Below are 25,605 nucleotides of genomic sequence, written 5' to 3'. Positions count from 1 at the left end.
AACAGGCGAAAGACAGGCCAATATTGCGCAATGGTTTGAAACAGTGGCGGGTCAGCCGCCGCCAGGCGCGTCCGGCATGCCGCCGGGAGCCATCTGGGCCGGCGCCACCTGGGGCTGCGGCTGCATGGTCTGCGGCGGCGGCGGTTGATAGGGCTGCTGAGGTGGCTGGGCCGGTTGCGCCATCGCGCCAGCCGTCACGGACGGCGGCGGTGCGAGGTTGGCCGGCGGTTGCAGCGGCGTGGAGAGCGGCGCGGCAGCTCCGGAAGGCGGGGCCGCCGGCGCGGTGCCACGGCTGCCGGCGCTGACGCCGGTCTGGAGCGGCAGCGCGATTTCCTGCCGCACGCCGTTGCGTTCGATCACGATGTTGCGGCCATGGATCTCGGTCAGCTTGATCTGCGGCGACAGCGACGTCCCGGCGCGCACGGACTTGGCCGGCCCGCCATCGAGCGAAAGGATGGCGGCGGCCGGGCCCACGCCATCGAGGTCCGCCACCACGCCGATCAACTGCACGTCACGCACGCCCGACTGGGCGCTGCCGCCGAACAGCGTAGCCACGGCGCCCGTCTCCACTGCCTCCGTCTGCGCCACACGCGCGCTCTTGGGCACCGGGATCGTGCGCATCGCGCTGAACGCGAGCACCCAGTGCGTCACCAGCGCGCACAGCGCCACAAATAGCAACAGCCCCGCGACGCGGGGCAGCCAGGGAGCGGAGAGGTCGAAGCGAAGCGGAGACCGGGAAAGGGTGGCCACGAGACAGTACGCCGGCACGCCGGCGATCAAAGAAGATCGCCTAGCGTACCAGACGCGTGTGTCGGCTGTCAGTCAGCGGGTCAGAGCAGGTCGTCCAGCAGGTCCGGACCGAACACTTCGCGATGGATATGGCCCACCGGAATCCCCGCCGAGATCAGCGCCAGGCGCTGGGCCTGCATGAACCCGATCGGACCGCACATATAGACCTGGCCGTCCTGGAACGCGGAGGTTTCCTCGGTGGTCAGCAGCGCGTGGATCGGCAGCGTGCCGACGTGGTCGTAGTCATGCCCCGCCACGTCGCCGTCCTGGGGCGTCTCGTAGCTGATATGGGTACGCAGGTTGGGCATGCGTTCGCGCGCCCAGGCCAGGTCCTTGCGATGGGCATGGTGACGGCCATGGCGCGCGGCGTGGGCGAACAACACCGGACGGTTCGGGTTCTCCAGCGCCAGCGTGCGCAGCACGGAGATCATCGGCGTGATGCCGATACCGGCCGACATCAGCACCATCGGCGTGTTGCCAGCCAGCGCGGGCGCGAAGTCGCCCCACGGCGTGCTCACGTTCAGCGTCGTGCCAACACGGGCGGTGTCATGCAGCCAGTTGGAGACGGCGCCGGCCGGGGTCTCGGCATTGCCGGCCTCGCGCTTGACCGAGATGCGCCACGTCGCCACACCACGTTCGGCGGAGAGCGAATACTGGCGCAGCTGACGGCCGCCATCGGGGAAATTGGCTTCCACGCTGATGTACTGGCCCGGCGCGAAGTCGCGCAGCGGCGTGCCATCCTCGGCGGCGAGGGTCAGCGCGACCACGGCATCGCCTTCGTTTTCGCGGCGCACCACGCGTACGGCCTGCAGCTCGCCCGCCTTCACGTTGTGGCGGTCATAGAGGCGTGCTTCGGCGGAGATCAGTTCGCCGGCCAGCAGCCAGTAGGCTTCGTCCCAGGCGGCCATCAGCGGCGGCGTGGCGGCGTCGCCGAGCACGGCGGCAATCGCTTCGAGCAGGTGCTTGCCGACGATCGGGTAGTGCGCGGAGGTCAAACCCACGGCCACATGCTTGTGGACGATGCGTTCCACCACGGGCGCGAGCACGTCGGCGCGATCCACATTGGCGGCGTAGGCGAACACGGCGGAGGCCAGCGACTGCTGCTGCGCGCCATTGGCCTGGTTGCCCATGTTGAACAGCCGGGTCAGTTCCGGCCGCGCGGCGAACATTTCGCGATAGAAGTGCGTCGTGATGGCAAGGCCGTGCTCACGCAGCACGGGAACGCTGGCATCGATGTAGGGGCGGGAAGCTGCCGACAGCATTTGGAAAACTCCGATTAATTATCATGCATACTAGATGCATGTTTTATCGCACAATAAAACCGGCGCATGGCTCGGGGGCCCGGGATCTGATGTCCCGGAACCGTCAGGCTGCTCGCCGGTTCAGGAAATTACGATGCAGGGTGATGATCGACTCGGCGGTACGGCTGCCAATGACATCGCCCAGGGACACGCCGTCCAGCGCGCGGTAGAAGGCCTCCTCGGCCTCGTCCAGCGCCAGCTTCAGCCGGCAGTTGCCCTTGAGCGCGCACGGCGGATCAGCGCAGTCGACCACCGACTTGTGCCCTTCCAGCTCGCGCAGGATCGTGCCCACCGACAGCCGTTCCGCACCCGGCCCAAGCTGCAGGCCGCCGTGGCGGCCACGCGTGGCCGTGATCCAGCCGAGCTTCGACAGCCGCGCGGCCACTTTCACGAGGTGGTTGTGCGAGATGTCGAATTGCTGGCCGACCTCGGCAATCGTGATCGGCCGGGTGCCATCCGCCCGCGATACATACATCAGCAGGCGCAGCGCATAGTCGGAAAAACGGGTCAGTTGCATCGTGGTTGAAATACTAGATAAGATGCATTGAAGATGCAAGATATAAATGCATGCCTGCCGGCTACGCCACACCCCACACGAAACAGTCACGCCATGGGGGTTATACTTTCTGGCCATACCCGGCCGTGCCTGCCCGTCAGGCGCGGAATGTCCATCCCGATAAGGCCAGACACCACGATGCGCAGATTCGCCAACTTCTCCTCCACCCGCACGCCCGCCACTGCCCGCCCGCATGGCCAGCGCCGTGCCCGCGGCTTCACCCTGATCGAAATCATGGTGGTGATCGTCATCCTGGGGGTGCTGGCAGCGCTGGTGGTGCCCAAGATCATGAGCCGCCCGGACGAAGCCCGTATCGTGGCCGCGCGCCAGGATATCTCGTCGATCATGCAGGCGCTCAAGCTGTATCGCCTCGATAACGGCCGCTATCCGACCACCGAGCAAGGCGTGCAGGCGTTGGTCAGCAAGCCGACCACCGAGCCGGTGCCGAACAACTGGAAGGGCGGCGGCTACCTCGAAAAGCTGCCGAAAGACCCCTGGGGCCATGCCTACCAGTACCTGAACCCCGGTGTGCGCGGCGAAATCGACGTGTTCAGCTTTGGCGCCGACGGCCAGGCCGGCGGCAGCGCCAACGACGCCGATATCGGCAACTGGGAATAAGTCCTCCCGCCTCCTGCCCCTTCATCGACATGGCCCCGGCGACGCCCGCCTTGCTCCCGCGCCGCCCTTGCCCGCAGCGCCGCCGGCCCGCCGGCTTCACGCTGCTCGAGCTGCTGGTGGTCATGGTGATCGCCGGCATCGTCATCTCCCTGGTGGCCGTCAATGCCTCGCCCAATGAGCGGGGCCGTGTGCTCGATGACGGCCAGCGCATCGCCCGCCTGTTCGAACTCGCCCAGGAAGACGCCCAACTGGGCGCCCGCCCGCTGGCCTGGGAGGGCGATGCCGGCGGCTGGCGCTTCCTGGAATCCACCCCGCAAGGCTGGGTGCCGATGCGCGCCGATGTTTTCGCGCCCGGCCACTGGCGGCTGGGGCTGGACAGCGTGATGATCGTCGAAGGCGGCCGGCGCGTGGGCACCGGCCCGCAGCGGCTGGTATTCGGCCGCGAACTGGTGGACGAGCCGCAGCGGCTGGTCCTCACGCGCGGCGACATCCGCGTGGACATCACCGGCGATGGCAGCGGTCGCTACCAGGCCACGGTGCCGCAATGAGCCGCCGCCCTGCCTCCCGATCGACCCTCCGCCAGCAATACCGATCCGGCTTCACGCTGATCGAGGTGCTGGTGGCGCTGACCATCCTCGCCGTGGCGCTCACGGCCGCCATGCGGGCGATGGGCTCGATGACCGAGTCGAGCGCCGCGCTGCAATCGCGCATGCTGGCCGAATTCAGCGCCGAGAACCATTTCGCCACGCTGCGCCTCTCCAAGACCTGGCCTGAACCCGGCACCCGCGGCTACGACTGCCCGCAGGGCGGCACCCCGCTCTGGTGCGAGGAATCGGTCTCGGGCACCCCCAATCCGTCGTTCCGGCGCGTGGAAATTGCCGTGTACCCGTCGGCCACCGACAAATCGGTCAGGCTGGCCTGGCTCGTCACTTTGGTTCCCAATGAAACGCGCGGCGTCCTCTGAGCGGCCCTCCCCCCGCAGCCGGCGTGGCGGCTTCACGCTGCTGGAGATGCTCGTCGCCATCACCCTGCTGGCCGTGATGGCCGTGATTGGCTGGCGCGCGCTGGATTCCCTGACGCGCAGCCGCGAACGCCTGACCGACCACGACGCACGCCTCGACGCCCTGAAGGTGCTCTACGGCCAGTTCCAGTCCGATTGCGAGCACCTGGCCAATCCCACCCAGCTCCAGGCCAGCCCCGTGGAACTCGGCGCCAACCAGCTGATGCTGGTGCGCGACCGCCGCGACGAAGGCCAGCCCACCGCCTGGCAGGTGGTGGTCTACCGTGTGGATAACAACACGCTGGTCCGTATGGCCAGCCGCCCCGCGCTCTCACGCAACGCGGTGCAGGGTGCGATGGTGAACCTGCGCCAGGGCGCGCCCGGCGGCGCCCAGGTGCGGCCCCTGCTGCCCGATACGGCCGAACTGGCCGCGCGGGTCTGGGTGGAGCCGGCCGGCTGGCAGGCCGAGAACGGCCGGGTGCGGGCCGCGCTGATGCAGCAGAGCGCCATCGACAGCGCGGCGGCGCAGGCCGCAACCGCCGCCGGCACCGCAGCCGGCACCGCTGGCGCAAGCGACGCGGACGCCGGCCCCGCCAACATCAACGGCAATGCCACGCTGCGCGCGCTGGAGTTGACCGTGCTGGCAAAGATGGGCGATGGCGACGCGCCACGCCGGTTCCAGAAAGTCTGCATGACCGGCCTATGAACGCGCGCCCTGCCCTCCCTCGCCACCGTACCCACCAGCGCGGCGCCGCCGTGGTCACGGCCCTGCTGATGGTGACGCTTGCCGTGGTCATCGTCTCCGGCATGCTGTGGCGCCAACAGGTGCAGATCCGGTCGATCGAGAACCAGCGCCTGACCGCGCAGGCCGCGTGGATCGAGCGCGCGGCCGTGGACTGGGCGCGGCTGATCCTGCGCGACGACCAGCGCCGCTCCCGGGTCGACTATCTCGGCGAGCCGTGGTCGGTGCCGGTGGCCGAGACGCGGCTGTCCGACTTCCTCGGCGCCGGGCTGCGCACGGACCAGGCCGGGGAGACCTCGTTCCTGTCTGGCCGCATCGTCGATGCCCAGGCGCGCTTCAACCTCAACAACCTCTATATCTGGAACGCCTCGGGCAGCGGGCGCGTGGTGGAGATCGACCTGCCCTCGCTGCTGGTTTACCGCCGCCTGCTTCAAACGCTCGGCATGAATCCGTCGCTGGCAGAGCCGACCGCGCAGTATCTGGTACGCGCGGCACGCGGGGCGTCGCCCGACGGCCAGCCCGTGCCGCGCCCGCCCGACACCGCTGCCGACCTGCTCGCCATTCCCGGCTACAACCCGGAGATGGTGGCCGCGCTGGACCCGTTCATCGCCTTCCTGCCCGAACGGACCAAGATCAACGCCAACACGGCCGAGCCCGAGGTACTGGCCGCCGCCATCGACAAGCTGCCGTTGGACCGCGCCCGCGAGCTGGTGCGCCAGCGCGACCGCGCCTATTTCCTCGACACCGCCGGCATCAGCGCGCAGCTGCGCGCCGTGGCGCCGCAGGCCGACACCACCGCCACCAATCTCGATGTTAGTACCCACTATTTCCTGGTGTATGGTCTGGTGCGGCACGAGCGCGCGCGTCGGCTGCAGGTGTCGCTGGTGCAGCGCGCGCCCACGCTCGGGAGCGGCAACACCACCCGTGTACTCTGGGTGCGCGACACCGACCGCCTGCCGGAGGCGCCCTGAGTCATGCGGGCACCCCCGGGTGCGGCATGCTCCATAAATGTCGGACAAACGTCGGCCCCAGATTCAGACAGGACTGTATTGACGTGCTTTAGTCACACAGGCAAGGTACGCTGTTGCGCCGAACCCGGGCGGCCTGCCGCGCCGCCCCACCCCGATCGAGCGATTCCATTTAGGTAACCCTTGAGCACCACCCTCTACGTCCGCCTGCCGCAACGGCCGCACGACCAGCCGCAACCGTGGCAGTTTGGCGCCATGGCTTTTGCATTGGTCCGCACGCCGGTGGCGGACAAGAGCCGCCGCCCGGGCCTGCCCCACGCCCCCGAACTGTTGCGCGAAGGCCACGCATTGGCCGCCGACATGCCGGCGGCGGACCGCCTGGTGCTGATCGTGGCCGCCTCAGACGTGCTGCTGACCACGGCGATGGTGCCCCCGCTGCCGCCCGCGCGGCTGCGGCTGGCCCTGCCGAATCTGGTCGAGGACATGCTGGCGACGGACGCCGCCCCCTGCCATATCGCGCTCGGGCCGGCGCTGGACCCGACGGCGACCGCCCGTGGCGCGCGCCGCCGCCTGCTGATGGTGACGGACCGCGCCTGGATGCGCGCCGCGCTCGACCACTTTGCCGAACACAAGCACCGCCGCCGCCACGTGGTGGCCGCGCAGCTTTGCCTGCCGTTGCCGGAACCGGTGGAAGCGGTGCCGGCCGACGCCGAGGCGCCCGAGCCCGTGCTGGCTGGTGCCAGCGCTGCCCTACCGGCGCCTGCCGTGGCTGCATCGAAGCCCACCGCCCCAGTCCAGCCGGCCACGCTGATCGTGGAAGCAGCTGCCACGGCACTTTCGCAATCCGCCTCGTTGCTCGACGTCACGGCCACCGCCACGACGGAAGCGACGCGCATGTGGCAGGTCACGGCCCGCACCGGCCAGTACGAGGGCTTCGGCCTGATGCTGGGCGATGCCGCGCTGGCGGCCTGGCAGGCGCTGGCTCCGGCCGGCCAATGGCATGGCGACGCCACGGCGCGCGCGCGCGCCCCGGTGCCGGCACTCCACGCGCAGCCGCCGGTCGCCCGTGCCTCGCGGATTTCCGATGCCTGGCGCCTCTGGCTGGTTGGCGCCGAAGACTGCCTGCAGAATCCCCAGCTCGACCTCGCCCAGTTCGAATTCGCGCAGGGCCGCATGGATCGCTGGAACCTGCGCGCGTGGCGCCTGCCCGTGGCGCTGGCCATCGGCCTGCTGCTGGTGCAGATCATCGGCGTGAATATCCAGTGGCTGCTGCTGCGCAACGAGGCGAAGCGGGTCGAGGCCGCGCAGGCGGACCTGCTCCACACCGCCTTCCCCAATGTGCCGCAGATCGCCGAGCCGCCCTTGCTGATGCGCCGTCAGGTGGAACAGCTGCGCACGGCGAGCGGACGTAGCGTGCCGGGCGATTTCCTGCCGCTGGCCGATGGCTTCGCGCGCGGCGCCCAGCAGTTGCCGCCCGATGCGCTGCTGGCGCTGGAATACCGCGCGGGCACGCTCTATGTGACGCTGAAACCCGGCACCAACACCGGCGCGCTGCGCAACGCGGTGCGCCAGACCGGCCTGCAGATGGAAGAAGACAAGAATCCGCCGGACGCCGCGCGCGGCGGCAGCTCGCCCCCGCAGGGCGCCACGCGCTGGACCGTGAAGGCCGCATCATGAAAATGTCGCGTCCCTCCGCCCGGCCCAGCGCCCTCTCCGCCCGCTTCGCGCGCCTGAAACCGCGTGTGCCGGAACGCTGGCGCGAACGCTTCGACGCCTTCTGGAACGCCCGCAACCCGCGCGAGCAGGCCATCCTCGGCGGCGGCGCCGTGTTGCTGGTGCTCGTCTTCGGCTACCTGCTGCTGTGGGAACCGGCCGCCGATGGCCGCGCCCGCCTGAATCGCAATCTGCCGCAGATGCGCGCGGACCTTGCCGAGATGGAAACGCTGGCGCACGAGGCACGCGGCCTGGCCGCCAGCCCGGCCCCCACGCTGCGCGGCGATGCCCTGACCCAGGCGCTGCAGGACAGCATGGGCCAGCATGGCCTGAAGCCGACCAGGCTGGCGCCGACCGGCGACAATGCCGTGCAGCTTCAACTCGATAAAGTACCGTTCGGCGCAGTGGCCGGCTGGCTCCAGGACGTACGCGCGCAGCAGCGGCTCAAGGTGGTCGATGCCCGTATCGCCTACGTGGGCGCGACGGCGCTGGTCAACGTGACCGCCACACTGCAAGGCCCCGGCTCGGGCGGCCGAAACTGATGGTCCGGCTGGAATCGCTGCGTCTGACGCGCCGGCGCGCGCCCGTGGCGCGTGGCTGGAAGCGCGTGCGCTGGGCGCTGCTGGGCGTCGCCACGGTAGCCGTGACGGTAGCGGCCTGCGCGCCCGCCGCATGGCTGGCCGAGAGCGTGGCCAGCCGCACGCAGCGCCGGGTACTGCTGGCCGACGCGGCCGGCACCATCTGGCACGGCAGCGCCACGCTGGCGCTCTCCGCCGGCGCGGGGAGCCAGACCGCGACGGTCCTGCCGGGCCGGCTCGAATGGAACGTGGCGGGCTGGCCGCTGTTGGTCGGCACGCTGCGCGTGGCGCTGGCGCACACCGAGGCCATGGCGGCCCCGGTGACGCTGGCTGTGACACCGACCGGCTGGACCGCGCAGGCCGGCGCCATCCGCCTGCCGGCCGCGCTGCTGGAAGGCATCGGCGCCCCGTTCAACACGTTGCGGCCGGACGGCCAGATGCGGATCGACTGGTCCGCGCTGCGCGGCCAGTTCGGCGACAAGAAGACCGGCAGCCAGACTTTCGGGCACCTGACGTTGCAGTTCGACCAGGTGTCCTCCGCCGTGAGCCGGCTACGTCCACTCGGCAGCTATCGCGCCGAAGTGGACCTGGCCGGCGTGGACGGCAAGCTGCAACTGAAGACCACGGCCGGACCGCTGTACCTGGAGGGCAGCGGCACCCTGGGCCGGCAGGCACGCTTCGAGGGCACGGCCCGTACCGACCCCGATGCCGCCACGCAACTTGCAGGGCTGTTGAGCCTGCTGGGTAGACATGAGAACAACGTGACACGGCTGCGCTTCTGAGCCACCACTAGCCCTTGACCGAGCGCAGCACGCCTAGAACCATGATGACAACGCACGCACACCACCGCTTTCTCCGTACCGCCTGCGCCCGCGCCACCGCGCTGCTGTGCGGCCTGTCCCTGCTGGCCCCTGCCCCGCTGTGGGCCCAGGGCCAGGGCCAGCCGCCGCAGCCCAACGACATCACGCCGCGCACGCAGAACCGTGACCAGGTGGTGCTGAACTTCGTCAACGCCGACCTCGACTCGGTGGTCAAGGCGGTAGGCCAGGCCACGGGCAAAAACTTCGTCATCGATCCGCGCGTGAAGGGCACGGTGAATCTGGTGACGGAGCAGCCGGTGTCGCGCGCGCAGGCACTGGAGACGCTGGGCTCGGTGCTGCGCATGCAGGGCTATGCGATGGTGGAGAGCAACGGCTTCACCAAGGTGGTGCCCGAGGCCGACGCCAAGCTGCAGGGCTCGCCCACCGTGATCGGCGCCGGCTCGAGCCGGGGTGATCAGGTCGTCACGCAGGTGTTCCGGCTCAACTACGAGTCCGCCAACAACCTCGTGCCGGTGCTGCGCCCGATGATCGCGCCGAACAACACGATCACCGCCTACCCGGCCAACAACACGCTGGTCATTACCGACTACGCCGACAACCTGCGCCGGCTGGCCCGCATCATCGCCGCCGTGGATGCGCCGGCGTCGGGCGAAGTCGAACTGATTCCGCTGAAGAACGCCATCGCCAGCGACGCCGCCGTGGTCCTGCAACGGCTGCTCGACCCGTCGGCCTCCGGCGGCGCCGGCGGCGGCGCGGCCCCCGGGGGCGATGCCAGCCTTCGCACATCGGTCGTGGCCGAGCCGCGCACCAACTCGCTGATGATCCGCGCCTCCAGCCGCGCGCGCGTGCAGCAGGCGCGCCAGCTGATCGAGAAGCTCGACCAGCCCTACGCCCGCCCCGGCAATATCTGGGTGGTGCCGCTCAAGAATGCCGATGCGGTCAAGCTGGCGGCCACGCTGCGCGCCATCGTCGCCGCCGACACCAGCTTCGCCAGCTCCACGCAGCAGGGCGGGGCGGCCGGCGCGGGCGCCAACACCGCCACGTCCGGCGCGTTCCAGAACCAGGCGTCGACGCAGAGCGGCCAGTACGGCGGCGGCTCGTCCAGCAGCGGCGGCTATGGCCGCTCGGGCTCCTCGGGCGGTTCGGGCTTCGGCGGCAGCGGCTCGAATGCCTTCTCGTCGTCGTTCGCGGTCAACCAGCAGCCGACCACCGGCGGCACGATCCAGGCCGACCCGACCACCAACGCGCTGATCATCACCGCCAGCGAACCGGTCTACCGCAACCTGCGCGCCGTGATCGACGACCTCGACGCGCGCCGCGCGCAGGTCTACATCGAGTCGATGATCGTGGAAGTGACCGCCACGCAGGCCAGCGAACTGGGCATCCAGTGGCAGGGCCTGATCAACTCGGGTGGCAACGCCATCGGCTTCGCGGGCACGAACTTCGGCTCGGGCGGCAAGAACATCATCAACCTGACCGGCGCCATCGCGGCCATCAACAACGACAGCACGGCGGGCATCGCGGCCGCCACGCAGCTGGTGCCGGACATCGGCGGCCTGAACCTGGGCGTGGTCAACAAGGCCATCGGCCTCGGCGCGCTGCTGCGCGCCCTCGGCAGCAACGACAGCGTGAACCTGCTCTCCACGCCGAACCTGATCACGCTGGAGAACGAGGAAGCCAAGATCCTGATCGGCCAGAACATTCCGATCACGACCGGCTCCTACGCCCAGACCGGCAGCTCGGCCTCGGTCACGCCGTTCCAGACCTTCGACCGCAAGGACGTCGGCATCACGCTGCGCGTGCGGCCGCAGATCACGGACGGCGGGCTGGTGAAGATGCAGATCTACCAGGAGTCCTCGTCGGTGGTGGCCAACACGATCAACGCCACGCAGGGCCCGACCACCAACGTGCGCTCGATCGAGACCAACGTGCTGGTGGATGACGGCCAGATCATCGTGCTGGGCGGCCTGATCGAGGACAGCTACGGCGACGGCGTGCAGAAGGTGCCGCTGCTGGGCGACATCCCCTGGCTGGGCGCCCTGTTCCGCTACGAGAACAAGAACCGCAAGAAGACCAACCTGCTGGTGTTCCTGCGCCCGTACATCATGCGCACGGCGCAGGCCACGGACCGCCTGACGCAGGACCGCTACGAGTACATCCGCGGCCAGCAGCAGGGCTTCGTCTCGCCTAACATGTTCGTACGCGACAAGGACACCCCGGTGCTGCCGCCGGCGGACGCGCCGGGCGCGCCGTTCGTCGATCCGCGTTACAACGGGCCGGTGCAGAGCCCGCTGCCGCTGGACCCGACCCTGCCTGCCGCGCCGTCGCCGGCCCCGCAGGCAGCGCCGCGCCCGATCTCCAAGGGCTCGCAAGCCACCGATACGCCACGCGCCGGTTAAAGGCTAACCATGGCCACCGAAACTATCGACAACACCACCCTGCCGGCACCGTCGGCACCGGCACCTGCACCACTCGAGCCGCCCTCGCCGATGGCGGCGCGGCTGGTCTCGTACTCGTTTTCGCGCGAAGCGCCGCTGCTGATCGCCCACCAGCGCCCCGATGGCGTGGAGGTCTGGGTCAGCCGCGCCACGGCGCCACAGGCGCTGGCCGAGGTGGCCCGCGTGCACGGCGCGCTGCAACTGCGCGTGCTGGAGCCGGACGCGCTGATCGCGGCGATCTCCGATGCCTACAACCGCCAGGACGGCAGCGCCGCCCAGGTGGTGGGCGAGGTGGAGGGCGAAGTCGACCTGTCGCGGCTGATGCAGGACATTCCCGCCGTGGAAGACCTGCTCGAGTCCGAGGACGACGCGCCGATCATCCGCATGATCAACGCCCTGCTGACCCAGGCCGCGCGCGAGCAGGCCTCGGATATCCATATCGAGCCGTTTGAGTCGTCGTCCGTGGTGCGTTTCCGGGTGGATGGCACGCTGCGCGACGTGGTGCGGCCCAAGAAGGCGCTGCACGGCGCGCTGATCTCGCGGATCAAGATCATGGCGCAGCTCGACATCGCCGAGAAACGCCTGCCGCAGGACGGCCGCATCACGCTGCGCGTGGGCGGCCGGCCGGTGGATGTGCGTGTCTCCACACTGCCCACGGGCCACGGCGAGCGCGCGGTGCTGCGTCTGCTCGACAAGGAAGCCGGCCGGCTGGACCTCGCCAAGCTTGGCATGGCGCCCAATACGCTGGGCGGCTTCGATCACCTCGTGCGCCAGCCGCACGGCATCGTGCTGGTGACCGGGCCGACCGGTTCCGGCAAGACCACCACGCTGTACGCGGCACTGTCGCGGCTCGACGCGCGCACCACCAACATCATGACGGTGGAAGACCCGATCGAGTACGACCTGGACGGCATCGGCCAGACCCAGGTCAATCCCCGCATCGACATGACCTTCGGCAAGGCCCTGCGCGCGATCCTGCGGCAGGACCCGGACGTGGTGATGATCGGCGAAATCCGTGACCTGGAGACGGCGCAGATCGCCGTGCAGGCCTCGCTGACCGGCCACCTGGTGCTGGCCACGCTGCACACCAACGACTCGGCCTCGGCCGTGACGCGTCTGGTCGACATGGGGATCGAGCCGTTCCTGCTGTCGTCGTCGCTGCTCGGCGTGCTGGCGCAGCGGTTGGTACGCCGGCTGTGCCCGCACTGCAAGCGCGAGGAAGTGATCGAAGTGACACCCGCCGAGGCCGAGATCCTGCACGCACAGGGCAAGCCGCTCCAGCGCGTGTGGCACGCCGTGGGCTGCGACAAGTGCGGCCATTCGGGCTACCAGGGCCGGATGGGGGTCTATGAACTGCTGACCGTGGATGCCGACATCCAGACCATGATCCACCGCCAGCAGCCCGAATCCGAGATCAAGCAGGTGGGGCTGGCCAAGGGCATGCACACCATGCGGGCCGATGCCCAGCGCTGGATCGACAGCGGCGCCACGTCGCTCGAAGAAGTGCTGCGCGTGACGCGCGAATAGCCGGGAGCCGCACCGCATGCCCGCCTATCGCTACGAAGCCGCCGACGCCACCGGCCGCGCCGACCGCGGCGTCATCGAGGCCGACAGCCCCAAGCAGGCGCGCACGCAACTGCGCGCGCGCGGGCTGACGCCGATCACCGTCGATCCGCTGGCCGGCGCCGGGCTGGCGCCGCGCACCGGCAGCAGCGTCCTGGTGCGCCGGCTCTCCACGCAGGAGCAGGCGCTGTTCACGCGCCAGCTCGCCAGCCTGATCGTCTCCGGCCTGCCGCTCGACGAGGCGCTGGGCGCGCTGGCCGATCAGGCCGAGCGCCAGTACCTGCATGAACTGCTGGCCGGCATCCGCGCCGAGGTGATGGGCGGCAGCTCGCTCTCCGTGGCGCTGGCCCAGCATCCGAAAGACTTCCCCGATATCTACCGCGCGCTAGTCTCGGCCGGCGAGCATTCCGGCCACCTCGGCGTGGTGCTGGAACGGCTGGCGACCTATATCGAGACGCGCAACCAGCTCACCTCGAAGATCCGGCTGGCCTTCACCTACCCGGCCATCGTCACCGTGGTGGCGTTCGCCATCGTGATCTTCCTGCTGTCGTACGTGGTGCCGCAGGTGGTAAGCGTGTTCGCCAACACCAAGCAGAAGCTGCCGACGCTGACCATCGTCATGCTGGCGCTGTCGGATTTCGTACGGAACTGGTGGTGGGCGGCGCTGGCCGTGATCGCGGTGGCCACGCTGGTCATCCGCAGCGTGCTGCGCCAGCCGGACGTCCGCCTGGCCTGGCACCGCTGGCTGCTGACCGCCCCGCTGTTGGGCAAGCTGATCCGGGGCTACAACACGGCGCGCTTCGCCAGCACGCTGGCCATCCTGGTCTCTGCCGGCGTGCCGATCCTGCGCAGCCTGCAGGCCGCCGGCGAAACGCTGACCAACCTCGCGCTGAAAACCAACGTTGACGACGCCACCACCCGCGTGCGCGAAGGCGCCTCGCTGGCCCGCGCGCTGGCCGCGCAGAATCAGTTCCCGCCGGTGCTGGTCCACCTGATCCGCTCCGGCGAAGCCACCGGCAACCTGCCGATCATGCTGGAACGCGCCGCCATCGGCGAAAGCCAGGAACTGGAACGCCGCACGCTGTTCCTGACCAGCCTGCTGGAACCGCTGCTGATCCTGACGATGGGCGTGGTGGTGCTGCTGATCGTGCTGGCGGTGCTGATGCCGATTATCGAGATCAATCAGCTGGTGCGCTGAGTTTCGAACTCGTACGATGGTCGCGGCGATACGGAGTCGCTAGCCTCGTGGGCTCTACTGCCTGCGAGGTGAAATGACTACGCTTATCCGCTACCTGCTGCTCGGCCTGTGGACCATCGTGGGGACGCTCGGCCTGACCTACGTGTGGTTCCACTGGGTCTCGTTCCTCATCCCATTTCCGGAAGCTTTCTGGGTCTGGATGTTCACCCAGTTCCCTGAGTTCGGGGACTGTGAATCGTCCCACGACCTCGTCATGCTGATCCACCTCGGGCTGTCGTTCGGGGTGGTGGTCATCGGAACCTGGCTGACCCGCAGCTGGGTGCTGGCCCGGCGCCGGCGCATGGCCGGACTTCGTTGATGCGCCTGCCCTCTCCCTCAGTCCCTCTCCCACGGGGAGAGGGAAGCACCCCGAAGGCATAGCCACGGCTGGCGGTTAGCTCCCCGCGCCCGCCTGCTCAAGCGCGCAGCCCTCTGATGCGCTGAGTTTCGAACTCGTACGATGTTCGCGCCAAAGCCTGAGGCGTAGCCTCCTTCGTGCTCTCACGGTTGAGAGACTTCGATGGAGAACGACCATGCTCGAATGCACCTTTGAACTGAATGGCAAGGAAATGAGTGCGCTGCGCTGCGGCGCTCTGGCTTTTCCAGCGTTTTCTGGCCTGGATCACCATAAGAATCGACCCGAATTTTCCTGCTATGCAAGTACAGGTCCGATTCCCCGCGGAACCTACTACGTCGTTGATCGGCAATCCGGAGGCATGCTCGGGTCGATCAGAGATTCGCTTCGGAACAAGAACGAATGGTTCGCTCTCTATGCTGTTGACGGCAAGATAGATGACGAAGCCTTCTGCAACGCCATACGGCGCGGCGAATTCCGCCTCCATCCGAAGGGCGGCCAAGGCATCAGCAAAGGGTGCATTACCGTCGAGAGCCACATGGGCTACCACCACCTACGCTCGCTCCTCAAAGCCCAGCGACAACACCCCGTGCCGGGGACGACGCTCAAGGCGTATGGCAGGGTGATCGTCAGATGAAGACCTTGGCTCGGTGGCTATTGTTGGCCGTGTGGACGGTTTTTGCCACGCTCGCGCTAACCTTCGTTTGGCTGCGTTGGCTTGCGGCCATCTTCCCATTCCCGGAGTCGTTCTGGTTCTGGATATTCACCCATGTCCCGGGATTCTGGGACGGCGAAGCTGGCGACGATCTGGAACTCCTGGTCCACCTCGCCTTGTCATTCGTGGCGGTGGTGATCGGAACCTGGCTGGCGCGCAGGTGGATGCTGGACCGGCGTGGGCGAGCGGCCCGGCTTCGTTAAGCCGGCCGCCCTCCCCTCACTACCTTACTCCGCTGCCTTCTTCACCGCCTTCTTGGCCGGCGCGCGCTTGCGCGGGGCGGCTTTCTTTGCGGGAGCTTTCTTGTCGGCGGACTTCGGGGCTTCCTCGGCGGGGGCCGGGGCGGGCTCGGTGGGTTCCTCGACAACCTGGGCGGACAGCACCGTCGTGCCCGGGGCGGCGAAGACCGACTGGTCGATTGGCCACGGGGTGTCGCTCAGGGCGACTTCGGGGCGCTTGGCGCGCTTGCCGCGTGACGAAGCCGGGGGTTCCACGGCTTCCGGGATCAGGGTCGAGGCGGAGCCGGCCGGTTCGTCCTCGGAGGCCGCCGAGAAGACCGGGGCCGGCTCGGGGATGGCGTCGATCTCGACCACCGGCGCGGGCGTTTCCACCGGCGGCACAGCCTGGGCCACCGTGGTGGCCGGCAGCGGTGGCGGCGACGGGCGGCGCTCCTGCTGGTTCGACTGGTTTTGCTGCGGGCGCTGCTGCTGGCCGGACTGTTGCCCAGACTGCTGGCCCGATTGCTGGCCACCCTGTTGCCCACCCTGTTGCCCACCCTGCTGGCCCGACTGCTGCCCCGGCTGGCCGCCCTCCCCCTTGGCGCGCTTCTTCAGCCGCACCCAGATGGTCTTGTTGTTCCCGCCGTTGCGCGTTTCCACCTCGAACAGGTTGGTCGATGCCACGAGTTCGGACAGCTTGCCGTACCCATAGTTACGCGAGTCGAATTCCGGCGCCTGCTTGGCGATGTGGTTGCCCATGCCGCCCAGCGTCGACCAGCCGTCCTCGTCGGACACCGCCTGCGCGGCGCTTTGCAGCAGGCGCACCAGCCGCGAGTCCTGCCGCAGCTCCTGGGTGTTGCGGCGGCGTGCCGGGGCCACGGCGCCTTCGGCTTCCACGTCGGTATCGGTGTCCGTGCGCAGCACATCGGAATAGATGAACTTGTCGCAGGCTGTCACGAAGGGCTTGGGCGTCTTGCGCTCGCCGAAGCCGTAGACGATCAGCCCCTGCTCGCGGATGCGCGACGCCAGTCGCGTGAAGTCGCTGTCACTGGAGACGATGCAGAACCCGTCGAAGCGGCCCGTGTAGAGCAGGTCCATCGCGTCGATGATCATCGCGCTGTCCGTGGCGTTCTTGCCCACGGTGTAGCGGAACTGCTGGATCGGCTGGATCGAGTGCGACAGCAGCCGCTCCTTCCATCCGGCCAGGTTGGGCTTGGTCCAGTCGCCGTAGATCCGCTTCACGGCGGCCACGCCGTACTTGGCCACTTCGGCCAGCAGGCCTTCCACGATGGCGGGCGCCGCGTTGTCGGCGTCGATCAGCACAGCCAGGGTCGCGCCCTGGCGAGGGGAATTTGTCATGTGTCGATAGGGGGTTGCGGTGCAGCCGGCGCCGCCCGGAGCGGGCGGCCGGGGCCGCCTGGATGCAACGCAGTGTACACGCTGAAAGCCCGTGCCTACGGGAAATCACGGGGGTAGCTGGCCCGGTTTATGCTGCATAGCAAGGTACCGCGCGCGCAACGCGGGTGCTACCATGCCGCGCAGAGACACGGCCTTCCCACGCCTCCACAAGAGGCCCCGGAAGGTTGCCCACAACTGATGTGTCGGTGATCCCGACAGCATGCCCATAGAGGAGCACTTATGAATGCCCCCCTGACCCCGCCGGTCAGCGACGCCATTCGTCGCGCGCTAGAGAACGTTTCCCTCGAAGACAAGTACACGCTGGAACGCGGCCGCATCTATATCAGCGGCACGCAGGCGTTGGTACGGCTGCCGATGCTGCAGCAGGAACGGGATCGCGCCGCGGGTCTGAACACTGCCGGTTTCATCTCCGGCTATCGCGGGTCGCCGCTCGGCGCGCTCGACCAGTCGCTCTGGAAAGCCAAGAAGCATCTTGCAGCGCACAACGTCGTCTTCCAGGCTGGCCTGAACGAAGATCTCGCCGCCACCTCGGTCTGGGGCTCCCAGCAGGTCAACATGTATCCGGATGCCAAGTTCGATGGCGTATTCGGCATGTGGTACGGCAAGGGCCCGGGCGTGGACCGCACCGGCGACGTCTTCAAGCACGCCAACTCCGCCGGCTCCAGCCAGCACGGCGGCGTGCTGGTGCTGGCCGGTGACGACCATTCGGCCAAGTCCTCCACGCTGGCGCACCAGTCCGAGCACATCTTCAAGGCCTGCGGCCTGCCCGTGCTTTATCCGTCGAACGTACAGGAATACCTCGACTACGGCCTGCACGGCTGGGCGATGAGCCGCTACTCCGGCCTCTGGGTGGCCATGAAGTGCGTGACCGACGTGGTGGAATCGTCGGCCTCGGTCGAACTCGATCCGCACCGCGTGGAGATCGTGCTGCCCGATGACTTCATCCTGCCGCAGGGCGGCCTGAACATCCGCTGGCCCGATCCGCCGCTGGAACAGGAAGCGCGGCTGCTCGACTACAAGTGGTACGCCGGCCTGGCCTATGTGCGGGCCAACAAAATCGACCGGATCGAGATCGACTCGCCGCACGCGCGTTTCGGCATCATGACCGCCGGCAAGGCCTACCTCGACACCCGCCAGGCGCTGTCCGACCTCGGCCTCGATAACGAGACCTGCGCGCGCCTGGGCATCCGCCTCTACAAGGTGGGCTGCGTATGGCCGCTGGAGGCGCACGGCGCGCGCAAGTTCGCCGAGGGGCTGCAGGAGATCCTCGTCGTCGAGGAAAAGCGCCAGATCATGGAGTACGCGCTCAAGGAGGAGCTGTACAACTGGCGCGACGACGTGCGCCCCAAGGTGTACGGCAAGTTCGACGAGCGCGACAACGCGGGCGGCGAATGGTCGATCCCGCAGAACAACTGGCTGCTGCCGGCCCACTACGAGCTGTCGCCGGCCATCATCGCCAAGGCTATCGCCACGCGGCTGGAAAAGTTCGATTTGCCGTCCGATGTGCGCGCCCGCATCGCCGCCCGTCTGGCGGTCATCGAGGCCAAGGAGCGCGCGCTGGCCACGCCGCGCGTGACCGCCGAGCGCAAACCGTGGTTCTGCTCCGGTTGTCCGCACAATACGTCAACCAACGTGCCCGAGGGTTCGCGCGCGCTGGCCGGCATCGGCTGCCACTACATGACCGTGTGGATGGACCGCAGCACCAGCACCTTCAGCCAGATGGGCGGCGAAGGCGTGGCCTGGATCGGCCAGGCGCCGTTCGCGGGCGACAAGCACGTGTTCGCCAACCTCGGCGACGGCACCTACTTCCACTCGGGGCTGCTGGCCATCCGCGCGTCGATCGCGGCGGGGGTCAACATCACCTACAAGATCCTCTACAACGACGCCGTGGCGATGACCGGCGGCCAGCCCGTGGACGGCGAGCTCTCGGTGCGCGACATCGCCTACCAGGTGTCCGCCGAAGGCGCGAAGCAGATCGTCATCGTCACGGACGAGCCCGAGAAGTACAACGGCGCGATCAAGCTGCCCGAGGGGCTCACCGTCCACCATCGGGACGAGCTGGATCGCATCCAGCGTGAACTCCGCGAAGTGCCGGGCTGCACCATCCTGATCTACGACCAGACCTGCGCCACCGAGAAGCGTCGGCGCCGCAAGCGCGGCACCTTCCCCGATCCGGCCCGCCGCGCCTTCATCAACGACGCGGTGTGCGAAGGCTGCGGCGACTGCTCGGTCAAGTCGAACTGCCTGTCGGTGGAGCCGCTCGAAACCGAGCTGGGTACCAAACGCCAGATCAACCAGTCGTCGTGCAACAAGGACTTCTCGTGCCTGAACGGCTTCTGCCCGTCCTTCGTGACGGCCGAGGGCGCCCAGGTGCGCAAGCCCCGGGAGCGGGGATTGTCGATGGACAGCCTGCCGGTGCTGCCCCAGCCGACGCTGCCATCGCTCGACCACCCGTTCGGCGTGCTGGTCACGGGCGTGGGCGGCACCGGCGTGGTGACGATTGGCGGCCTGCTCGGCATGGCCGCGCACCTCGAGAACAAGGGCGTGACGGTGCTGGACATGGCCGGGCTGGCGCAGAAAGGCGGCGCGGTGCTGTCCCACGTGCAGATTGCCGCCAAGCCCGATGACCTCCATGCCACGCGCATCGCCATGGGCGAGGCGGATCTGGTCATCGGCTGCGATGCCATCGTCTCGGCCAACGACGAAGTGATCTCGAAGACGCAGGCGGGCCGCACCCGCGCGGTGGTCAACACCGCGCAGACGCCGACCGCCGACTTCATCAAGAATCCGAAGTGGCAGTTCCCGGGCCTGTCGGCGGAGCAGGACATCCGCACCGCCGTGGGCGAGCAGTGCGAGTTCATCAACGCCAGTGCGCTGGCCGTGGCGCTGATCGGCGATGCCATCTACACCAACCCGCTGGTGCTCGGCTTTGCCTGGCAGAAGGGCTGGATTCCGCTGACGCTGGAGGCGCTGGAGCGCGCCATCGAACTGAACGGCGTGTCGGTGGACAAGAACAAGGCCGCGTTCGACTGGGGCCGCCACATGGCGCACGACCCGGCGCAGGTGCTGGGGCTGACCGGCAAGCTCAAGCCGGCCATGGACGGGGCGGACGTGGTGAAGCTGCCGACGTCTTCGGGCGCGCTGCTGGAGAAGCTGATCGCGAGCCGCGTGGACCTGCTGACCCAGTACCAGAACGCCGCCTATGCCGCCGAGTACCGCGACGCCGTGCAACGCGTGCGCGCGGCCGAAACGGCCATGGTGGGCGCCGGCAAGCCGCTGCCGCTGACCGAGGCCGCCGCGCGCAACCTGGCCAAGCTGATGGCGTACAAGGACGAGTACGAAGTGGCGCGGCTCTACACCGACCCGGTGTTCCTCGACAAACTGCGCGCCCAGTTCGAAGGCGAGCCCGGCCGCGACTACCAGCTCAACTTCTGGCTCGCGCCGCCGCTGATGGCCAAGCGCGACGACAAGGGGCATCTGGTCAAGCGCCGCTTCGGCCCGTCCACGATGACGCTGTTCCGCCTGCTGGCCAAGCTGAAGGGGCTGCGCGGTGGTGCGCTCGATATCTTCGGCAAGACCGAGGAACGGCGCACCGAGCGCGCGCTGATCGGCGAATACCGGGCGCTGCTGGACACACTGGCGCAAGGCTTGTCCGCCGCGACCCACGACACCGCGATTGCGCTGGCGAACCTGCCGGACGATATCCGCGGTTTCGGGCACGTGAAGGAGAACAATCTCAACGCGGTGCGCGGCCGGTGGGCCAAGCTGCTGGCGCAGTTCAAGCATCCGGAGGCGGGGCAGCAAGCCGCCTGAGCGCGCGGAGGTAAGCAGGGGCAGGTGTCGGCAATCGCTGGCACCTGCCCTTTTTTTCGTCTATGAATGTTCAAGTGAATCTTTGCGACTTGCGTATCGCCACCGCAACAGCGTCACGGCGCTGACACGGTCAGCCGGAACAATCCGCATTGCCGCCGCCCAGCCGGGCATCACGCGGCACTTTTCGCAGTTCCAATCGCCGTTTCCACCTTCAAAGCGAGGTTCGCATGCCGTCCACTACGCTGGTGTTTCGACGTTTCATTCGCGCATGTTCCGGGCTGTTGTTCGCGGCCGTGTTCTCGCCGGCGTTCGCGGGCTACTGGACCGGCGTGTCCCGCAGCCTGCCGGTCTCGCCGCTCGGCAACACGGTCGCGCTGTCCTGCCATAACTGCTACGGCGCCAGCAATGCCGCCACGACCACGCAAGTGTCGATGGCGCTGAACCGGGGGCTCGACCTCGTGGAGTTCGACCTGACCCTGCACGCCGATGGCCAGGTCTATGTCGAGCACAGCGACTCGGAGTCCGCCGTGGGCACCTTCGCCAGCGCGCTGGCCAATACCGCGCTGCAGCAGAGCGACCGCATGCTGTTCCTCGAAATCAAGGAGGGCTACTCGACGGCCGCCGCCAGCGACACGCTGATGCTCGGCGTGCTGCGCGCGATCCGCGACTGGGGCTACGCCACGGCGGGCCGGCCGGTCATGCTGCGCGCGTTTATGGACGGCAATAACCGCCACCAGCATCTGGTGCGCGCCCAGGCGCTGCTGGCACAGTCGGAATTCGCGAGCATCCGCGACCATGTGCGCTTCCATGCCCTGATCGAGAGCGATATCCGCAACCGCATGCGCACGGCCAAGAGCCTGGGCTTCCAGGGCGTGGAACTCGAATACCGGATGGCCAGCCTGTTCGGCGCGATCGATCAGGCCAAGCTGCTCGGCCTCGGCGTGGGCGTCTACACCACGCCGGCCAGCCTGGGCGAGCTGTACCTGTCGGCGCTGCGCGAGGACGTGGATTTCATCACCTCGGACTACGACCGGGGCGCCACGCCGCTGGCTACCTCGGCGCGGGCGCTGATCACCGAAGCCACGTCGCTGGTGCACATGAACACGCTGACGCAGACCGCTTATCCGCTGACCTACAGGCGCACCGGGCCGGCGACCTCCACGGTGGCCCAGAGTGGCACCACGCCGACGCTGGAAGTACTGTCGGTCACGTCCGATGAAGACCGCGTGGGCGGCAGCATGGTGTTTGCCGGCGCGCAGTCGGTCACGACCTGGCAGGCCGACAACGACACCAACGGCGGCTTCCTGGTCAGCGCGGTGGTCAACTTCGACGACCTGACCTCGGGCGCCACCGCCGCGATCCTGGCCAAGAGCGACGCGGGCGGCTTCGCGCTGGAGCAGGCGGCCACGCTGCTGCGCTTCGGCGTCTACGTCAACGGCGGCTACCAGTACGCCACCGTGCCGCTGTCCTCGCTCAATGGCACGGATTCGTACTTCATCGTCGGCGCCTATGACGGCGACGGCGCGGTGCGGCTCTGGGTCAACAACGTCGAGCGCACCCCGTCGGTCTCGGTGACGGGCGGCGTGGGCCTGAACACCAGCCCGATCGTGATCGGCGCCGACCCGCAGGGCGCCACGGACCGCCGCTACTTCTTCAAGGGCAAGGTCCAGCAGGTGATGGTGCAGCGCTGGCGCAACCACTGATCGCGCCCGGGCCCCGCCTCGCGCGGGGCCAGTTTTGTCGGGCTACTTGATGCCGGCGTTCATGAACGACTGCATGAACTGGCGCTGGAACAGCAGGAAGGCGACCAGCAGCGGGCCAATCGACAGCAGCGTGCCGGCGGACAGCACGCCCCAGTCCACACCGGTCTCGGGCGCCGCGAACAGCGCCATGCCCACCGTCACCGGGCGGCTCGCCTCGGTGTTGGTAATCACCAGCGGCCACAGGAAGTTGTTCCAGTGATAGCTGATGGACACCAGCGCATAGGCCAGGTAGGTGGGCCGGGCCAGCGGCACGTAGACCTTGAGCAGGATCGCCAGCCGGCCCAGGCCCTCGATGCGCGCCGCGTCCTCCAGCTCCTGCGGCACCATCATGAAGGTCTGGCGCAGCAGGAAGATGCCGAACGCGCTGCCGATGTAGGGCAGCGCCACGCCGAGGTAGTGATCCACCTGCCCGAGCCGCGCCACGCTGACGTAGTTTTCGGTAATCAGCACCTCCGGCATCACCATCAGCTGGAGCATGACGATGGCGAACACCAGCCCCCGGCCCGGGAAGCGCAGCCGCGCCAGCGCATAGCCAGCCAGCGTGCACACCAGCAGCTGGAGCACCAGCAGCAGCGTGACGATGCAGAACGTGTTGACGAGGTAGCGCGCGAACGGCGCCACGCGCCACGCGGCGGGGAAGTTGCCGAAGCCCCAGCGGGTGTCGAAGGACAGGCGCAGCGCATCGCCATCGGGGTGGAAGGCTGCCCAGAACATCAGCAGCAACGGGGCGATCCACAGCAGGCCGGCCAGCCAGCCGGCCACGGGAAGCAACAACCGGGGAGGAGCGATCGTCATCGGTAATGGACCCGCTTGCGGGAGAACCAGAACTGGAGCGCCGAGCACAGGGCCAGCAGCGCCAGCAGCACCAGCGTCAGCGCCGAGGCGTACGAGATGTCCTGGAACTTGAACGCCACTTCATAGAGGTAGTAGAGCAGCAGCGTGCTGGCGTTGTTCGGGCCGCCGCGCGTGAGCACGAACAGGTGATCGACCAGCTTGAACGCGTTGATCAGCGCGTTGACGACCACGAACAGCGTGGTCGGCGCCAGCAGCGGCAGGGTGACCCGCCGTAGCCGGTACCAGGCGGACGGCGCCTCGATGCGCGCCGCGTCGCGCTGTTCGGGTGAGATCGACTGAAGCGCGGCGAGGTAGAAGATCATGAAGAAGCCCGCCTCCTTCCAGATGGTGATGACCATCAGCGCGGGCAGCACGGTCTCCACATCGCCCAGCCAGTTGCGGCCGGCGATGCCGGCGGCGCCGAGCAGCTGGTTGAACAGGCCGATGTCGGGCGCGTAGAAGAACAGCCAGACGTTGGCGGCGGCCACCATCGGCAGGATGGTCGGCGTGAAGAAGGCCAGCCGCAACAGGCCGCGGCCCGCGAAGCGCTCGTTGACCCAGAGCGCCATCGCCAGCGCCAGCATTACCGAGACCGGCACCGTGACCAGCGCGTACCAGAAGTTGTTGCGCAGCGCCTGCAGGAACACCGGGTCGTCCAGCAGCGCGGCGAACTGGTCCGCGCCGCTGAACATCGGAGCGACGCCGGGCGCCTGCGTGTGCAGGCTCTCCCAGACGCTGCCCGCGATGGGCCAGTAGGTGAACGCCGCCAGCAGCACCAGCGCCGGCAGCAACATCAGCCACGCATGGACGGCCGGCCTGGAGACGAAGGATCGGGAAGTCATGGCGTGGCGGATGTCGTTCACGGTGGGCCCGCCGCGTCAGCGCTGGTAAGGCTTCAGGATGCGGTCTGCCTGCGCCTGGGCGCCGGCCAGCGCGGCCTTCGGCTCCTGCTGGCCGGTGATGGCCGACTGGAGCGAGTCCTCGAGCACCTTGCGCACGCGGCCCGCCTGGTGCGTCGACAGTTCCGCCGTCGCCACCTGGAGCTGGTCACGCGCGACCAGCGTCTGCGGCACCTTGGCAGCGTAGCTCTTGAGCGTCGGCGTCTCGTAGCTGGCCGGGCTCACGCCCATGTAGCCGGTGGCCACGCTCCATTCGGCCGAACGTTCCGGCGCCGTCAGGAATCGCACCAGACGGTAGGCGGCCTTCTGCTCGGCCTCGCTGCCGCTCTTGAACAGGTAGAAGTTGCCGCCGCCGGTGGGCGAGCCGCCCGTCGGGTTACCCGGCAGCGGGGCCACGCCCACATCGAACTTGGCGTCCTTGAGCACGGCGGTCAGGTTGCCCGTGGAGTGCCACATCATCGCCGTCTTGCCCTCGACGAAGTTTTGGCGCAGCGTGCCCCATTCGATCAGGCCCTTCGGGCTCAGGCCGTCCTTGGCCAGCGAGGTCCAGTACTGGAGCGCCTCCACGGTCTTGGGCGTGTCGAAGGTGGTGTGCGAGCCGGCGGCGTTCATCAGCGTGGCGCCGTTCTGCTTGGCCAGCGCGCCGAACATCCAGTAGGCGTAGCCCGTCGACGGGATCATCACCCCCCAGCGCGACGTGGCGCCACCGTCCTGCTTCACCAGCTTGGCAGCAGCCTCGCGCATCTCGGTCCAGGTGCGCGGCGGCTTGTTCGGATCCAGGCCGGCCTGCTTGAAGGCGTCCTTGTTGTAGAACATGACGATGGTCGAGCGCTGGAACGGGATGCCCCAGGTCTTGCCGTCGGCGCGGCCGTTGTCCATCAGGCCCGGGTAGAAGCTCTGGAGCCACGCCTTGTCTTCCGGCGTGGTGGCGAAGTCGTCGAACGGCCGGATCACATTCTGGTCCTTCAGCTCGAACAGGTCGATCGAGAACAGCACCGAGGTCTGCACCGGCGTGCCGGCCTTGAGGGCGGCCAGCGCCTTGGTGCGGGCGTCGTCGTAGTTGCCGGCGTAGATGGCGTTGACCTTGACGTCCGGGTTGGCCTGCTGGAACTGGTCGACCAGCTTGTCTACCACCTGCGTCAGCGGGCCGCCGACCGAGACCGGGTAGTACATGGTCACCTGCGTCTGTGCCGCCGCGCCGAGCGCGGCCATCGAGAGAACGGCGCCCAGCGCGAGGGCGAGGCCACGGGATTTGAACGACATGA

Annotated in this window: 23 protein-coding genes; 16 read left to right on the top strand and 7 right to left on the bottom strand. The window is 68.3% G+C overall.

The window, feature by feature from the left end; genetic code table 11:
• Positions 1–51 precede the first annotated feature (51 nt).
• The 3 genes from AC1DP9_RS19655 to AC1DP9_RS19645 form a co-directional block, all read right to left on the bottom strand.
• Complete coding sequence (locus AC1DP9_RS19655; RefSeq protein WP_255370959.1) at positions 52–750, bottom strand: general secretion pathway protein; 699 nt, start codon at positions 748–750, stop codon at positions 52–54.
• 80 nt (positions 751–830) lie between these two features.
• Positions 831–2,051, bottom strand: a complete 1,221-nt coding sequence (locus AC1DP9_RS19650; RefSeq protein WP_477108265.1) for a globin domain-containing protein — start codon at positions 2,049–2,051, stop codon at positions 831–833.
• A 103-nt stretch (positions 2,052–2,154) separates the two neighbouring features.
• Positions 2,155–2,607, bottom strand: a complete 453-nt coding sequence (locus AC1DP9_RS19645; protein ID WP_092300042.1) for an RrF2 family transcriptional regulator — start codon at positions 2,605–2,607, stop codon at positions 2,155–2,157.
• Positions 2,608–2,784: 177 nt separating this feature from the next.
• Here AC1DP9_RS19645 and gspG point away from each other — a divergent pair, with 177 nt between their 5' ends.
• The 14 genes from gspG to AC1DP9_RS19575 all read left to right on the top strand — a co-directional run bounded on the left by gspG (position 2,785) and on the right by AC1DP9_RS19575 (position 15,597).
• Positions 2,785–3,264, top strand: a complete 480-nt coding sequence (gene gspG, locus AC1DP9_RS19640; protein ID WP_092300045.1) for a type II secretion system major pseudopilin GspG — start codon at positions 2,785–2,787, stop codon at positions 3,262–3,264.
• A 29-nt stretch (positions 3,265–3,293) separates the two neighbouring features.
• Positions 3,294–3,812 carry a prepilin-type N-terminal cleavage/methylation domain-containing protein gene (locus AC1DP9_RS19635; protein ID WP_092300048.1) on the top strand — a complete coding sequence of 173 codons (519 nt, stop codon included), beginning with the start codon at positions 3,294–3,296 and terminating at the stop codon, positions 3,810–3,812.
• Positions 3,809–4,228 (top strand): type II secretion system minor pseudopilin GspI, encoded by a 420-nt coding sequence (gspI, locus tag AC1DP9_RS19630; protein WP_092300051.1) that lies wholly within the window; start codon positions 3,809–3,811, stop codon positions 4,226–4,228. The genes AC1DP9_RS19635 and gspI overlap by 4 nt, the downstream gene beginning before the upstream one ends.
• A complete protein-coding gene (locus AC1DP9_RS19625) occupies positions 4,206–4,970 on the top strand; it encodes a PulJ/GspJ family protein (protein WP_477108264.1) in 765 nt (254 codons plus the stop codon). The genes gspI and AC1DP9_RS19625 overlap by 23 nt, the downstream gene beginning before the upstream one ends.
• On the top strand, positions 4,967–5,977 hold the full coding sequence (gene gspK, locus AC1DP9_RS19620) for a type II secretion system minor pseudopilin GspK (RefSeq protein ID WP_477108263.1): 1,011 nt from the start codon (positions 4,967–4,969) through the stop codon (positions 5,975–5,977). Before AC1DP9_RS19625 ends, gspK begins: the two co-directional genes overlap by 4 nt.
• A gap of 180 nt (positions 5,978–6,157) precedes the next feature.
• Positions 6,158–7,651 carry a type II secretion system protein GspL gene (gene gspL, locus AC1DP9_RS19615; protein ID WP_477108262.1) on the top strand — a complete coding sequence of 498 codons (1,494 nt, stop codon included), beginning with the start codon at positions 6,158–6,160 and terminating at the stop codon, positions 7,649–7,651.
• A complete protein-coding gene (locus tag AC1DP9_RS19610) occupies positions 7,648–8,229 on the top strand; it encodes a type II secretion system protein M (RefSeq protein ID WP_092300063.1) in 582 nt (193 codons plus the stop codon). Before gspL ends, AC1DP9_RS19610 begins: the two co-directional genes overlap by 4 nt.
• Positions 8,229–9,047: a type II secretion system protein N gene (locus AC1DP9_RS19605; RefSeq protein ID WP_441593809.1), complete on the top strand. Its 819-nt coding sequence runs from the start codon at positions 8,229–8,231 to the stop codon at positions 9,045–9,047. Before AC1DP9_RS19610 ends, AC1DP9_RS19605 begins: the two co-directional genes overlap by 1 nt.
• A gap of 44 nt (positions 9,048–9,091) precedes the next feature.
• Positions 9,092–11,485, top strand: coding sequence for a type II secretion system secretin GspD (gene gspD, locus AC1DP9_RS19600; protein WP_477108278.1), 2,394 nt, complete (start codon positions 9,092–9,094; stop codon positions 11,483–11,485).
• 90 nt (positions 11,486–11,575) lie between these two features.
• Positions 11,576–13,051, top strand: a complete 1,476-nt coding sequence (gene gspE / locus AC1DP9_RS19595; protein WP_092300399.1) for a type II secretion system ATPase GspE — start codon at positions 11,576–11,578, stop codon at positions 13,049–13,051.
• A gap of 16 nt (positions 13,052–13,067) precedes the next feature.
• The gene (gene gspF, locus AC1DP9_RS19590) at positions 13,068–14,285 is read left to right on the top strand and encodes a type II secretion system inner membrane protein GspF (RefSeq protein ID WP_092300069.1); all 1,218 of its coding nucleotides are present in this window, start codon (positions 13,068–13,070) and stop codon (positions 14,283–14,285) included.
• A gap of 73 nt (positions 14,286–14,358) precedes the next feature.
• Positions 14,359–14,643, top strand: coding sequence for a hypothetical protein (locus AC1DP9_RS19585; RefSeq protein WP_477108261.1), 285 nt, complete (start codon positions 14,359–14,361; stop codon positions 14,641–14,643).
• Positions 14,644–14,857: 214 nt separating this feature from the next.
• The gene (locus AC1DP9_RS19580; RefSeq protein WP_477108260.1) at positions 14,858–15,316 is read left to right on the top strand and encodes a DUF2778 domain-containing protein; all 459 of its coding nucleotides are present in this window, start codon (positions 14,858–14,860) and stop codon (positions 15,314–15,316) included.
• The gene (locus AC1DP9_RS19575; RefSeq protein ID WP_092300085.1) at positions 15,313–15,597 is read left to right on the top strand and encodes a hypothetical protein; all 285 of its coding nucleotides are present in this window, start codon (positions 15,313–15,315) and stop codon (positions 15,595–15,597) included. Before AC1DP9_RS19580 ends, AC1DP9_RS19575 begins: the two co-directional genes overlap by 4 nt.
• A 24-nt stretch (positions 15,598–15,621) precedes the next feature.
• On the opposite strand, the gene AC1DP9_RS19570 is transcribed toward AC1DP9_RS19575, so the two are convergent.
• Positions 15,622–16,971 (bottom strand): NYN domain-containing protein, encoded by a 1,350-nt coding sequence (locus tag AC1DP9_RS19570; protein WP_477108259.1) that lies wholly within the window; start codon positions 16,969–16,971, stop codon positions 15,622–15,624.
• Between the two features lie 279 nt (positions 16,972–17,250).
• On the opposite strand from AC1DP9_RS19570, the gene AC1DP9_RS19565 reads away from it, so the two are divergent.
• Together AC1DP9_RS19565 and AC1DP9_RS19560 are read left to right on the top strand one after the other, a co-directional pair.
• Positions 17,251–20,844 carry an indolepyruvate ferredoxin oxidoreductase family protein gene (locus tag AC1DP9_RS19565; RefSeq protein ID WP_477108258.1) on the top strand — a complete coding sequence of 1,198 codons (3,594 nt, stop codon included), beginning with the start codon at positions 17,251–17,253 and terminating at the stop codon, positions 20,842–20,844.
• A 227-nt stretch (positions 20,845–21,071) separates the two neighbouring features.
• The gene (locus AC1DP9_RS19560; RefSeq protein WP_477108257.1) at positions 21,072–22,547 is read left to right on the top strand and encodes a LamG-like jellyroll fold domain-containing protein; all 1,476 of its coding nucleotides are present in this window, start codon (positions 21,072–21,074) and stop codon (positions 22,545–22,547) included.
• Between the two features lie 42 nt (positions 22,548–22,589).
• Here AC1DP9_RS19560 and AC1DP9_RS19555 read toward each other — a convergent pair whose 3' ends face one another.
• The 3 genes from AC1DP9_RS19555 to AC1DP9_RS19545 are packed head-to-tail and all read right to left on the bottom strand — an operon-like array spanning position 22,590 to position 25,603.
• The gene (locus tag AC1DP9_RS19555) at positions 22,590–23,402 is read right to left on the bottom strand and encodes a carbohydrate ABC transporter permease (protein WP_092300097.1); all 813 of its coding nucleotides are present in this window, start codon (positions 23,400–23,402) and stop codon (positions 22,590–22,592) included.
• On the bottom strand, positions 23,399–24,283 hold the full coding sequence (locus AC1DP9_RS19550) for a carbohydrate ABC transporter permease (RefSeq protein WP_092300402.1): 885 nt from the start codon (positions 24,281–24,283) through the stop codon (positions 23,399–23,401). The genes AC1DP9_RS19555 and AC1DP9_RS19550 overlap by 4 nt, the downstream gene beginning before the upstream one ends.
• Before the next feature lie 36 nt (positions 24,284–24,319).
• Positions 24,320–25,603 (bottom strand): ABC transporter substrate-binding protein, encoded by a 1,284-nt coding sequence (locus AC1DP9_RS19545; protein ID WP_092300100.1) that lies wholly within the window; start codon positions 25,601–25,603, stop codon positions 24,320–24,322.
• Positions 25,604–25,605: the final 2 nt, after the last annotated feature.

The sequence above is a fragment of the Cupriavidus sp. 01L43 genome (assembly GCF_056399925.1).
The sequence above is the reverse complement of the archived record's forward strand: the minus strand, read 5'-3'. Positions and strand labels throughout refer to the sequence as shown.